This is a genomic window from Flavobacterium sp. FlaQc-47 (assembly GCF_044006475.1).
Classification (GTDB): Bacteria; Bacteroidota; Bacteroidia; order Flavobacteriales; family Flavobacteriaceae; genus Flavobacterium.
In genome coordinates, this window is the sequence record NZ_JBIPCQ010000006.1 from 162,960 (window position 1) to 175,932 (window position 12,973).

The window sequence follows — 12,973 nt, forward strand, 5'->3', positions numbered from 1 at the left end:
AAAATAAAAGCATCCTGTACCTTCCTGTTATTGGCACAATGAAAAAAATAAATACAATTTTCTAACTTTTAACTTTTCTTTTGTGGTAATGGTTGAAGTAATTGAAGTTTTTAAAATATTTTTTTATAGATTTGTGTAATCGATTACATTTAAGTTTTGCTATTAATGTTCGATCATTTTTTTCGGATTCGTAAAAAAGAATTCGCTCAAAATTTATTTCATAATTCTGAGATTCAATTGACTATCTAATTTTAACCATAATACAATACCAATGAAAACTAATCCAATCAATCTTTTTCGAATTGCTCTGGCAATTGTGATTACAAGTTTTTCGCAAAGCAGTATAGCCCAAAATTCTAAGCCGTATGACACTTATGCAAACATTGAATTTAAAATGGCAAAGGTCAAAGAACCTGTAATTCCTAAAAATAGTGTAAATATTAAAGATTTTGGAGCTATAAATGGCGGTTATATCCTGAATACAAAGGCTTTCGCCGATGCTATTGATGCGATTTCCAAAAAAGGCGGCGGAAAAGTAATTATTCCTCCGGGAATCTGGCTTACGGGTCCAATTATCCTAAAAAGCAACCTTGAACTTCATGCTGAAACCGGAGCTTTAATTAAATTTTCACCCGATAAAAGTTTATACCCCATTATTGAAACAAGTTTTGAAGGTTTGAATACATGGCGCTGTATCTCTCCTATTTATGGTAAAAATCTTGAAAATATCGCTTTTACCGGAAATGGCGTTTGGGATGGCTCAGGCGAAGTTTGGAGACAGGTAAAAAAGAGTAAATTAACAGATAGCCAATGGAAAAAGTTTGTTGCTTCCGGAGGTGTTTTAAACGATAAAAAAGACAGTTGGTACCCATCTGAAGTTTTTATGAATGCCTCAAAAGGTGCAGATCAAAATGTACGTCCGGATTTAAAAACGAAAGAAGAGTTTGAAAAAATCCATGACTTTTTACGTCCCGTATTGGTAAGTATCCAGAATAGTAAAAGAGTTTTGTTTGACGGTCCTGTATTTCAGAATTCTCCGGCATGGAACATTCATCCTTTAATGGTTGAAGATTTAATTGTTCGTAATATAACGGTTCGTAACCCGTGGTATTCTCAAAACGGAGACGGTCTTGATGTGGAATCCTGCAAAAATGTAATCATCGAAAATTCTAGTTTTGATGTTGGTGACGATGCCATTTGTATCAAATCAGGAAAAGATAAAGATGGTCGTGATCGTGGCGTTCCCTGCGAAAATATTATCGTAAAAAACAATATCGTGTATCACGGACATGGCGGCGTAACGGTAGGAAGTGAAATGTCCGGCGGTGTAAAAAACCTGCACGTATCGAACTGTACTTTTATGGGAACTGATGTTGGACTTCGTTTTAAAAGTAATCGCGGACGTGGCGGTGTGGTTGAAAATATTTTTATATCAGATATTTTTATGACTGATATTCCATCTCAGGCAATTTCTTTTAATTTGTATTATGGAGGAAAATCTATTGCGGAAACTCTGGAAGAAGGCGGCGATAAAATCATCAATAAAGCAATGCCTGTAACGATAGAAACGCCACAATTTAAAAATATATCAATCAAAAATGTAACAATAAAAGGAGCGCAACAAGCGGTATTTTTACAAGGTTTGCCGGAAATGAATTTAGAGAATATCGAAATATCCAACCTGATTGCTACAGCCGAAAAAGGTTTTTCTATCATTGATGCTAAAGGAATCAAAATCAGTAATGCAAAACTGGATATTGCAGCAAGTAATGTATTCGAAATTTACAATGCTAAAGATTTATCCCTAAAAAACGTTGAGTTTAATTCTACATCGGCAAAAGCAATTTCTGTTAATGGAGAAGCTTCTCAAAATATCGAATTTGTTTCTTCTAATGGTTTGAATTTTTCTAAACGAACTACTATTGGGGAAACTGTTCCTAAAGGGGCAGTGAAGTTTTAGATTTAATCTAATTGATAAAAAAGCAGGCTTTCCATAGGAAAGCCTGCTTTTTTATTGTCAGTTTTGTCATCATGACGGAGAAAGGATCACACTCGATAATCACCAAAGATTGCGCTTTCGAGAAAGAGTTCCATAGGAACGAATTATATTGTAGGGATGGATTTTAATTCAACGCAATACATTTTACGTAATCAATTATTCGCAATTCATTCTGCGACGTAAACCTGTCAGGTTTAATAGTAGAAATCACAATGAAAAAATGGCGATAAAATCTATAATTGATAAACAGCATTTACATTCTCAAACCAAATCTTATTTTGATCTTCTAGTGAAAGCTGCGAAATATAATCTTCTAAAGTCTGCACCACTTCTGAATAATCTGAAGCTACATTAAGAACCGGCCAATCTGACCCGAACATTAATTTATTGGTTGGGAAATTTTCAAAAATCACATCCAGATAAGGTTTTAAATCAAATGTTTTCCAAGTATTCCAATTCGCTTCTGTTACCATTCCTGAGATTTTACAGCTTACATTTTCATATTTTGAAATGGTTTCAATTCCTTTTTTCCAGGTTGCAATATCACCCGATTTAATATCCGGTTTTGCAATATGATCGATCACAAATTGCTGATCATGAAAATCATGAACCAAACTTATCGCAGCAGGTAATTGGCGATGAAAAATAAGAATATCATACGTATAATCGAATTGTTTTAAAGCCGAAATTCCGTTACGGAAATCTTCTCTAAACATAAAATTATCAGATTCGCCCTGAACAACATGACGAAAACCTTTTATCTTTTTATGAGTTGAAAAATGTTCTAATCGTTCTGTAATGTTTTTATTCCGGAGATCAACCCAGCCTACAATTCCTTTTATGAAATCATTTTTTGAAGCTAAATTCAAAAGAAAATTAGTCTCTTCTTCAGACTGGCTTGCCTGAACTGCTACGCACCCTGAAAACTGATTTTGTTGAAGCAATGGAAAAAGATCTTCGGGCAAAAAATCTCTCTGAATTTTTTGCATCGAATCATCAATCCAACTGTCTCTTACGGGATCAAATTTCCAAAAATGCTGATGTGAATCAATACGCGTATTCATGCTTTAATTTACATCGCTAATCAAAGCACGATCTAAATGCACGTAACCGCCATCAACAAAAACAAATTGTCCTGTGGTATGCGAGGAACGATCTGAAATGATAAAAAGTGCTGTATCTGCAATTTCTTCTGTTTCGGTCATTCTGCTTTCAAACGGAATGCTTTTGTTGATTTTCTTTAAAACAGTTTCACCGTCCGGCAAGGTTTTAATCCAGTCTTCGTATGCGGGAGTGTAACTTTCTGCAATAATAATCGCGTTCGAACGTATCCCAAACTGAACTAAATCAACCGCCCATTCTCTTGTTAAACCTAAAACACCGCCTTTGGCCGCAGCATAACCTGAAGTTCCGCCTTGTCCTGTTAAAGCGACTTTAGAACCAATATTTAAGATATTTCCCTTAGATTCTTTTAAGTACGGAAGTGCGTATTTTACCACTAAAAAGTAACTTACAACATTCAGCTTTAGCGAATCCATAAATTGCTCATAAGTAGCGTCTAAACCTGCTCCGTCATTAACACCAACATTGTTTATTACGGCATCAATTCTGCCATATTTTTCAATTATTTTTTTTACTGCATTTTCTATTTCTACGGGATCAGTAACATCTGTCTGAACAAATAATGAATCGATTCCTTGTTTTTGAAACCCTGAGGCATAATCTGCTCCTCTACTATTTCTGTCAATCAAAACCGGAATACCGCCTTCATCTGCAATCCTGTTTATTATTGTTTCGCCGATACTTCCCTGCTTTCCGGCAGAACCTGAAACAACAATTATCTTATTTTTTAAATGTAAATCCATTTTTTGTGGTTATTTGAGGTTAATCAAAAGATAATATTTAAACAAATAGAAACATAGTTTGTATAGTTGTAAAAGTCGTTTCACTTCAAATAAAACTCATAGTTTTTACTATGTGAAAAAATCTTGATTTTCTCCAAAATTCTTAATTTTAAATCTATGAAATCTATGTTCCTATGTGTTAAAAAAATTATACGTAAAGAGCTAATCTATCTCAATCAATGCTTTGATTACATTGTTTTTCGGATCAATTAATTGTCCAAAATCGGTAATCATTTCTGAAAAACTGGTTCTGTGGGTAATGTATTTTTTTGGATCAATTTTTCCTGTTTTCAGACATTCCATTACATATTCAAAATCCTGAATCGTCGCATTTCTGCTGCTCATTAAGGTCGATTCTCTTTTATGAAAATCAGGATGACTGAACGTTAATTCGCCTTTTTGAAGTCCAACCAAAACAAATCTTCCGCCATGCGAAATGTAATTGAAAGCATCATTCATCACATTTCTGTTTCCTGTGGCATCAATAACCACATTTGCCATATCGCCATTGGTGATTTCAGCCAGTTTTTCGGCTACATTTTCACTTAACGGATTGATGGTCGCATCGGCATTTAGTTCATTTTTACAAAAACCCAATCGGTATTCGTTGATATCCATTACGATAACTTTTGCTCCTGCAATTTTAGCAAACTGGATTAATCCAATCCCAATTGGCCCTGCTCCCATTACTAAAACGGTATCATTTGGTCCAACACTGGCTCTTCTGACTCCATGGGCAGCAATTGCCAATGGTTCAACCAATGCCAATTGATCGTAATCTAATCCCTGACCGTGCAATAAATATTGTTCCGGAATGGTCACATATTCAGCCATTCCGCCATCAATATGTACTCCAAAAACTTTGATATTCACACAACAATTGGTTAAACCATTTCTGCAGGCCACACATTTTCCGCAATTGAAATACGGAATAAAAGTTACTTTATCTCCGGCCTCAAAACCTTTTGCATTTCCTTTTACGTATTCTGCTGCCAGTTCATGACCTAAGATTCTTGGGTATTCAAAATAAGGCTGCGTTCCTCCAAAAGCATGAATATCAGTTCCGCAGATTCCTATTCTTTTTATCTTTAGTAATACTTCACCTTCTTTTGGTTCCGGTATTTCCTTTTCTTTTAATATAAATTCCTGTGGTTTTTCACATACTATAAATTTCATCTTCGATTTTTTTAGCGAACCTGATTGAGCACAATTCATGAAAATTCAAACACATAGAAACATAGTTTTTTATTATAAAAAGAAGATAATAGAAACTAGTTTCCACACATAGATATGTATTAAAAACTAGTGAAACGCCTTTTTTGAGAATCCAAAATCTATATTTCTATGTGTTAAAAATAATTATGCTCAACGAAGTTTATAATTACTTTTGGTAAGCCACTGCAGTTTGTTTACTTGTACCCAAACCTTCAATTCCTAATTCTACAACATCTCCAGCTTTTAGGTAAATTGGTTCTGGTTTAATTCCCAATCCAACTCCCGGAGGCGTTCCTGTACTAATAATATCTCCAGGAAGCAAGGTCATAAACTGGCTTAAATAATGCAGTAAATACGGAATTTTGAAAACCAGATTCAACGTATTGCTATCCTGATATTTTTTTCCGTTTACAGTAAGCCACATCGATAAATTATCGACATCTTTTACTTCGTCTTTAGTAGCTAAAAATGGTCCAAGAGGCGCAAATGTATCACAGCCTTTTCCTTTTGCCCATTGTCCGCCACGTTCGATCTGAAATTCTCTTTCGCTGTAATCGTTCAATAAAGCATATCCCGCAACATAGTCCAAAGCTTCAGCTTCTTCAACATAACTTGCTTTTTTGCCTACAATAAATGCCAGTTCAACTTCCCAGTCTGTTTTTACACTGTTTTTTGGGATAATCACATCATCATCAGGACCGCATAATGAAGTCGTAGATTTAAAAAAGATGATGGGTTCTGTTGGGATTGGCGCTCCGGTTTCCTTGCAGTGATCTACATAATTTAATCCAATACAAATTATTTTTGAAGGTCTCGCCACCGGCGATCCCAAACGAACATTCGCATCCACTTCCGGTAAATTTGGATTGCCGTCTAATGCTTTTTGTAATTTCTCCAAACCGTTTTCTTCAAAAAAACTTTCGTTATAATCTGAAACAATTCCCGAAACATCATATCTTTTTTCTCCTATTAAAACACCTGGTTTTTCTTTTCCGATTTCTCCAAAACGTATTAATTTCATTTTTTTTAAGTTGCTGAGTTGCTAAGATTCTGAGATACTAAGTTTTTTTAATCCTAGCTACCTGAAAACTTATCAACTTTGTTAATTAATTATTTATTTTTAAGATGGTAAGACACCCATATTTTGAGGTTTTAAGTTTTTAACTTAGTATCTCAGAATCTTAGCATCTTAGGAACTTTGTGCTAGTTATTTAATTTAATAAATCCTCCGTCAATTGGGTAATCGCTTCCGGTGATAAAACCTGCTTCGTCACTGCATAAATACAACGCTAGTGATGCGATTTCATCCGGTTTTCCCATTCTGCCGATTGGTTGTGACTGGGATAGTTTTTCGAACATCTCGTCTTCTTTTCCTGCGTAATTTTTCGAAATAAAACCATCCACAAACGGCGTATGAACGCGCGCCGGTGAAATAGAATTACAACGAATATTTTCTTTGATATAATCTTTTGCAACAGATAAAGTCATTGCCATAACCGCTCCTTTCGCGGTTGAATAGGCAAATCTATCCGGAATTCCTACCCAGGCCGCAATTGATGCCATATTTACAATTACACCTCCATTTGAAAGCCTTAATTGCGGAATCGCTGCAAACAAACAGTTGTAAACTCCTTTTACGTTGACTTCCATCACACGATCAAAATCAGCTTCCGGTGTTGTATCTACTTTACCTACATGCGCAATTCCGGCATTATTAATCAGGATATTAATATTTCCAATCGCTTCAAATGTTGCAACAACCTCTTTTTGGTTTGCTACGTTACACGCATGCGAAAAAACATTTCCTCCTCGTTTTTTGATATCCTCCACAGCTTCCTGAGCACTCTCTGGTGTTAAATCTATAATGTGAACTTCTGCGCCTTGTTTGGCAAAAAGGGTTGCGATTGCTCTGCCAATTCCGCTGCCGCCTCCGGTTACTACCGCTTTTTTATTTTGTAATGAAAACATGTTTTATTCGTATTAGTCCTTAATTGTATGTTTAGAGTTTCTTTCAATTAATAAATGTAAAAAACACAATTACAAATATAATTTTTAATCTCAATATTCTGAGAAATATTTTAATTAATTCCCTTAAAAGTAATCATAGTTTAAAATATTATAACATTTTTTATATCCTTTGTAAAAAAACCGAGCAGTAATTTCATATAGTGTAAATTTTAACTATTAATAAATGCTACATTTCTTGTTCAATTCAATCTTATTTCTACTTTTGTAATTGTATATTTTACATTTATTTTTTTAAGGTTCGTTCAAAGGGGCAAAGGTACAAAGCAACAAAGGTGCAAAGCGACAAAGGCTCAAAGCAAAAAAGGTTTGAGACTTTGACCTAAATTCTATGAAAATCTAAAAAAAAACCTATGAACCTATGCGCCTTTGAACCTATGAACCTTTTTTAAAAAAACCTTGAACCTCAAAATACTAACTATGCAACCAACCAACCAAACTGTAGACCAACACGAAATTGTTACAGAAAAAGGATCATCAAAAAAATACCTTTTACCATTTATACTTGTTACCAGCTTATTTTTCCTTTGGGGAATGGCGCACAATCTGGATTCTATTTTGATTCCACACTTAAAAAAGGCTTGCGAATTGAACAATCGTCAATCGACTTTGATTGATACGGCAGTGTTTTTTGCTTACTTTATAATGGCAATTCCGTCTGGCATGCTAATAAAAAGATTTGGTTATAAAAACAGTATAATTACCGGATTATTGGTTTTTGCAACGGGAGCATTTCTATTCGTTCCTGCAGCGAATACCAGAACTTATGAGTTATTTTTGTTTGCTTTATTTGTAATTGGCTGCGGATTAACAATTTTGGAAACCAGTGCAAATCCGTATGCTACGATTTTAGGACCTCCGGAATCCTCTTCAAAACGATTGAATTTAGCGTCATCTTTTAATGGTTTAGCGGCAATGGTTGCTCCTATTGTGGGTTCTTTATTTATACTTTCGGGAACAAATCACACTCCGGAACAAATGGCTGCAATGCCTGATGCAACAAGAGCGTCGTATTTATTAGAAGAAGCTTCATCAGTAAAATTGCCTTATATTATTTTAGGTAGTGTATTGGTTTTAGTAGCCATTTTATTTTATTTCATGCATTTACCGTCCATGAAAACGCAACATGAAGAGGTTGAAGTAAAACCGGGTTTTTTCTCTGTTTTAAAATTCTCTCATTTAACCTGGGCGGTTGCAGCGCAGTTTTTTTATGTTGGTGCGCAAGTTTGCATTACAAGTTTCTTTATCAGAATTGCGCAGCAAGGCGCCGGATTAGACGAGAAAACAGCGGGATATTACCTTGGTATTTACGGTTTTTTGTTTATGGCGGGACGTTTTATCGGGACTTTCTTTTTGAAATTTGTCAAAGATTATGTTTTGCTTTCTATCTATTGTGTTTGCAGTATTTTATTGTGTCTGGTCGCGATTTACGGAACCGGAATTTATGTGATTTACGCTCTTGGCGGAATCGGATTTTTTATGTCGATTATGTTTCCTACTATTTTTTCGTTGGGATTAGTGGGTTTAAAATCGAATACTGAAACAGGATCTTCGTGGTTGGTAATGGCTATTGTGGGCGGCGCAATTCTTCCGTACGGAATGGGAACTTTGATCGATATGAATCACGATGATATACAATCAGGATATATTATTCCTTTACTTTGTTTTGTAATTATTCTTTATTTCGGTGTTTTCGGACACAAAGTAAAAGCCGTGAAATAAAATTTTATCATTATAAAAAATTAAAAGGTTTGAATCAGATAATTTTTGATTCAAACCTTTTTTATACAACCAACATATACTCCTAAAAGATTATTTCTGATACTTATTAATGTCAGTAAAATATAATCAACAATAGATTTTGTCCCACAGATATAATTTTTTCTCTATAATTCTATCTTCTATAATCTTTCTTCTATAATCTTTCTTCTTTCTTCTTTATTCTTTCTTCTTTATTCTTTTCTCTATAATCTTTCCTCTATAATCTTTCCTCTATATTCTTTCCTCTATATTCTTTCCTAACAACAAAAAAACCAACTGAAAAAAATATCTCAGTTGTCTTTTTCACTAACAATAATTAATCAACATTATTACAAAATACTTATGGTTTCAGCTCAGTAAACTTTGAATCTAATTCAAAAGCTTTCTTCACTTTTTCGACTGTAATATCTTTTGCTACAGAAAATTCAGCAGATTTTTTTATATCTAAAGATGATGCTCCAACCAAAACTTTATAAGTTCCTGCTTCTGCAATCCAGGCACTTTTACTTTCTAAAAACGAAGCAAGATCTTTAGGCGATAAAGTCAATTGCAATGTCTGACTTTCACCCGGTTTTAATTCTTTTGTTTTCGCGAAAGCTTTTAATTCTTCTTTTGGTTTGTCAATTGTTTTTGATGGTGCCGCAAGATAAAGCTCCACTACTTCTTTTCCGGCTGCTTTTCCGGTATTTTTTACTGTTACAGTAACTGTCAGTTTATCATTGAAAGTGGGCGAACTCAGTTTTACAGCTGTATAATCAAAAGTGGTATAAGAACTTCCGAAACCAAATTCGTAAGATGGTTTTACGTTGAATGTGTTATAATAACGGTATCCTACATAAATTCCTTCTTCGTATGTTACCTCTTTTGGGTTATCTGCGGGAAGTCCCGGAAAGTTTTTTGCCGATGGTGTATCAGTATATTTCATAGGGAAAGTCATTGTCAGTTTTCCTGACGGATTAATTTTTCCGGAAACAACATCCGCAACAGAATGTCCGCCTTCCTGACCAGGCTGCCATGCTAACAAAATAGCATCTGCTTTATCTTTCCAGGATGCCGTTTCGATTACTCCGCCGATATTTAAAATCACCACAACTTTTTTTCCTTTTGCGTGAAAAGCGTTCGAAATTTTATCCAGCATTTCGATTTCTTCCGTGGCTAAATTGAAATTATTATCAACAACTCTGTCTCCTCCTTCTCCGGAATTTCTTCCTAAAGTCACAAACGCAATTTCAGAACTTGCCGCTTTTTTAGCAAAGAATGCGTCATCCATTTTCATTTCATGAAGTCTTTCCGGCAAAGCCAAAATTCCCTGAGATTTTTTTCTCACATTATCTGCAGCAACTTCTTTTTCAGCGTAAGGCTGGTATAAACCAACCAATTCTTTGTCTAATTTGTAACCTGCAGCGGTCAAACCTTCTAAAAGAGAAACGGTGTGTTTATTATTCACGCTTCCGCTTCCCGTTCCTCCGGTAATCCAGGCGTAAGAAGTCACACCAAATAAGGAAACTTCCTTTTGTTTATCTGCAAATGGTAAAGCATTTTTCTCATTTTTAAGCAAAACCATTCCTTCTGCAGCAGCATTTCTGGTAACTTCGGCATTTTTGGTTAAGTTGGGTTTATCGCTGTATTTGTATTTTGCGAAAGTTGGTGTACGAAAAACATATTCTAAAATGCGTCTCACGTTTGTATTCGCCACTTCCTGAGATAATTCCCCTGAATTTAAGGCTTCTAATAAAGCTTTTTTCTGAACTGGAATTCCCGGCATTAATAAATCATTTCCGGCGTTCATTTGTCCTACTACATCTGAGCTTAAACCTTTTTGTATGGATTCAAAACCCGGAAAACCACCAAACCAGTCGGTCATAACAATACCTTTAAAACCCCATTCGTCTCTTAAAACCTGAGTTAGTAAATCTTTACGGTCAGAGGTATAAGTTCCGTTTAGTTTGTTGTATGAAGACATAACCGTCCAGGGCTGAGATTCTTTTACGGTAATTTCAAAACCTTTTAAATACAATTCTCTAATTGCTCTTTCAGAAACGTGAGCATTAATCGTTAAACGATTCGTTTCTTCATTATTAACTGCAAAATGCTTGATCGAAGTTCCCACACCCTGCGACTGGATTCCGTTTACAATTGCCGCAGCCGTTTTTCCTGAAATCAACGGATCTTCTGAGTAATATTCGAAGTTTCTTCCGTTCAGCGGATTTCTGTGGATATTCAAAGCCGGAGCCAATAAAACATCCACTCCGTATTCTTTCACTTCATTTCCCATTGCTTTTCCCACTTCTTCTAAAAGTGCTTTATTCCATGTTGAAGCTAAAGCTGTTCCTACGGGAAATGCGGTTGCATAATAGGTTTTTGAGTCATTTTCCCTCGTTGGTTCAATTCTTAAACCGGCAGGACCATCGGCAACAACAGTTGCAGGAATCCCAAATCGCTCAAAAGCTGCAGTTCCGCCTGCAGCTCCGGGAACCAAACCTTGCTTAGAATCTCCAATCGGACCTGTTAGAACCTCGATTCCGGGCATTCCGGTTCCTATAAGTAATTCTGCTTTTTCGGCATTGGTCATTTGTTTGATGATTTCCTCAATTCTTTGATTTGCCGTAAGTCGGGTATCTTCCCACGGATCAAGTTTTCCGTTTCGGTTAAAATCCTGAAAGGTAAATCCTTTAATTGTCAAAAGCGGCGGATTTTTTTCATCAGTCGGAATTGTTTTCCAAGATAAATTCGAAAGTACTAAAGCGGTCAAAAGAGATACTTTCGCTGTTTTTTTTATGGTTTGTTTCATAGTTAGAAGTATAAATTGTTTTTGTTTTATAGTGAAGCTTTGCTTGTGATATTTCATTGCTTCATATAGAAGCAATATTAAAAACTTTTTTCCATATCAGCAAATAAAATCACTTAAAATTTCACATATAATAATCCTAATCATCTAAAAATGAGTAATTACTAATACTCGCAGACTAAAAGGGATAAATTATCAGCTGAATAAATAGCGTTAAATAAACTATAAATTGGATTGGAAAAAGTTTTGATTTTTTTAAGTTGCTTTATAATTTTCAAAAACATTAAATTTGAAAATAAATCATTTGTAATGGAATTTAAAGAACTTCTTGAAAAACGATCGGCAGAATCCTGGGAAAAGTATATCCCAACACTTTCTATTGATTGTGTTATTTTCAGTTTTCACGAAACGGCACTTCAGGTATTGACAGTAAAAATGAAAGATCAGGATTTTTGGGGACTTCCGGGAGGTTATGTAAAAAAAGAAGAAAACGTTGATGATGCCGCGATTAGAATTTTAATGGACAGAACGGGAACTGAAAATATTTATTTGCAGCAGTTTTATACTTTCGGAAATTTAAAACGTTCTGAAAGTGCTTTCCAGAAATATGATGATGCGCTCTGGCACAAACAGCGTTTTGTTTCTATTGGTTATTATGCTTTGGCAGAACATTTAAAAGTAAACCTGATTGTTGATGAATATTCTACGGTTGTTGAATGGAAATCTATTGAGGATCTGCCTTTGTTTATGATGGATCACAGGACTATTTTTGACAAAGCACTTGTTACGCTTCGGGAGCAATTAAATAATCACCCTATTGGTTATAATCTTTTGCCTGAGAAGTTTACAATGCCGGAATTACAAAAATTATACGAAGCCATTTTAGGAAAAAAACTAAATCGTGGTAATTTTTACCGAAAAATTCTTCGTTATGATATTTTGACGAAATTAGATGAATCACGAAAAGGCGGCGCTCATAAAGCTCCTGACTTGTATAGTTTTGATTTAGAGAAATATAATAGTGCCCTGAAAGAAGGATTAAAAGGAAGCTGGTAAAATGATTTCAATTCTTTGAATTTGTATGCTATAGTCAAAATTGAAAACAATTCTTTTTCAGGCAAATAAACTTTTTTTTTATCTAATAACCAATAAATTCAAAATTTCATAGCATTTCAAAAAAAACATAAAAACCGCTGAAATCATTGGCTTTAAAAGATTTTCGTACACAAAATAGTACGATTCAAATATTTACAAAATGTTTAATGATTTTTTAATAATTAG

General features: G+C 34.7%; 9 protein-coding genes. 3 read left to right on the forward strand and 6 right to left on the reverse strand.

All coding sequences use genetic code 11. The annotated features are described in order from the left end of the window. Positions 1-271 precede the first annotated feature (271 nt). Positions 272-1,960 carry a glycoside hydrolase family 28 protein gene (locus ACHRVX_RS19000; RefSeq protein ID WP_395335077.1) on the forward strand — a complete coding sequence of 563 codons (1,689 nt, stop codon included), beginning with the start codon at positions 272-274 and terminating at the stop codon, positions 1,958-1,960. A 272-nt stretch (positions 1,961-2,232) separates the two neighbouring features. Here ACHRVX_RS19000 and ACHRVX_RS19005 read toward each other — a convergent pair whose 3' ends face one another. The 5 genes from ACHRVX_RS19005 to ACHRVX_RS19025 form a co-directional block, all read right to left on the reverse strand. Continuing rightward, complete coding sequence (locus ACHRVX_RS19005) at positions 2,233-3,063, reverse strand: amidohydrolase family protein (protein WP_395335079.1); 831 nt, start codon at positions 3,061-3,063, stop codon at positions 2,233-2,235. A gap of 3 nt (positions 3,064-3,066) precedes the next feature. Next, complete coding sequence (locus tag ACHRVX_RS19010; protein WP_395335081.1) at positions 3,067-3,864, reverse strand: SDR family oxidoreductase; 798 nt, start codon at positions 3,862-3,864, stop codon at positions 3,067-3,069. Between the two features lie 201 nt (positions 3,865-4,065). After that, positions 4,066-5,079: a zinc-binding alcohol dehydrogenase family protein gene (locus ACHRVX_RS19015; RefSeq protein WP_395335084.1), complete on the reverse strand. Its 1,014-nt coding sequence runs from the start codon at positions 5,077-5,079 to the stop codon at positions 4,066-4,068. A 205-nt stretch (positions 5,080-5,284) separates the two neighbouring features. Further along, positions 5,285-6,139 carry a fumarylacetoacetate hydrolase family protein gene (locus ACHRVX_RS19020; RefSeq protein WP_395335086.1) on the reverse strand — a complete coding sequence of 285 codons (855 nt, stop codon included), beginning with the start codon at positions 6,137-6,139 and terminating at the stop codon, positions 5,285-5,287. A 182-nt stretch (positions 6,140-6,321) separates the two neighbouring features. Then, complete coding sequence (locus ACHRVX_RS19025) at positions 6,322-7,086, reverse strand: SDR family NAD(P)-dependent oxidoreductase (RefSeq protein ID WP_395335088.1); 765 nt, start codon at positions 7,084-7,086, stop codon at positions 6,322-6,324. Positions 7,087-7,563: 477 nt separating this feature from the next. Here ACHRVX_RS19025 and fucP point away from each other — a divergent pair, with 477 nt between their 5' ends. After that, positions 7,564-8,865: an L-fucose:H+ symporter permease gene (fucP, locus tag ACHRVX_RS19030; RefSeq protein WP_395335090.1), complete on the forward strand. Its 1,302-nt coding sequence runs from the start codon at positions 7,564-7,566 to the stop codon at positions 8,863-8,865. A gap of 379 nt (positions 8,866-9,244) precedes the next feature. On the opposite strand, the gene ACHRVX_RS19035 is transcribed toward fucP, so the two are convergent. Then, positions 9,245-11,695, reverse strand: a complete 2,451-nt coding sequence (locus ACHRVX_RS19035; RefSeq protein WP_395335092.1) for a glycoside hydrolase family 3 N-terminal domain-containing protein — start codon at positions 11,693-11,695, stop codon at positions 9,245-9,247. A gap of 306 nt (positions 11,696-12,001) precedes the next feature. On the opposite strand from ACHRVX_RS19035, the gene ACHRVX_RS19040 reads away from it, so the two are divergent. Continuing rightward, positions 12,002-12,748 carry an NUDIX hydrolase gene (locus tag ACHRVX_RS19040; RefSeq protein WP_395335094.1) on the forward strand — a complete coding sequence of 249 codons (747 nt, stop codon included), beginning with the start codon at positions 12,002-12,004 and terminating at the stop codon, positions 12,746-12,748. The last annotated feature ends 225 nt before the right edge of the window (positions 12,749-12,973 follow it).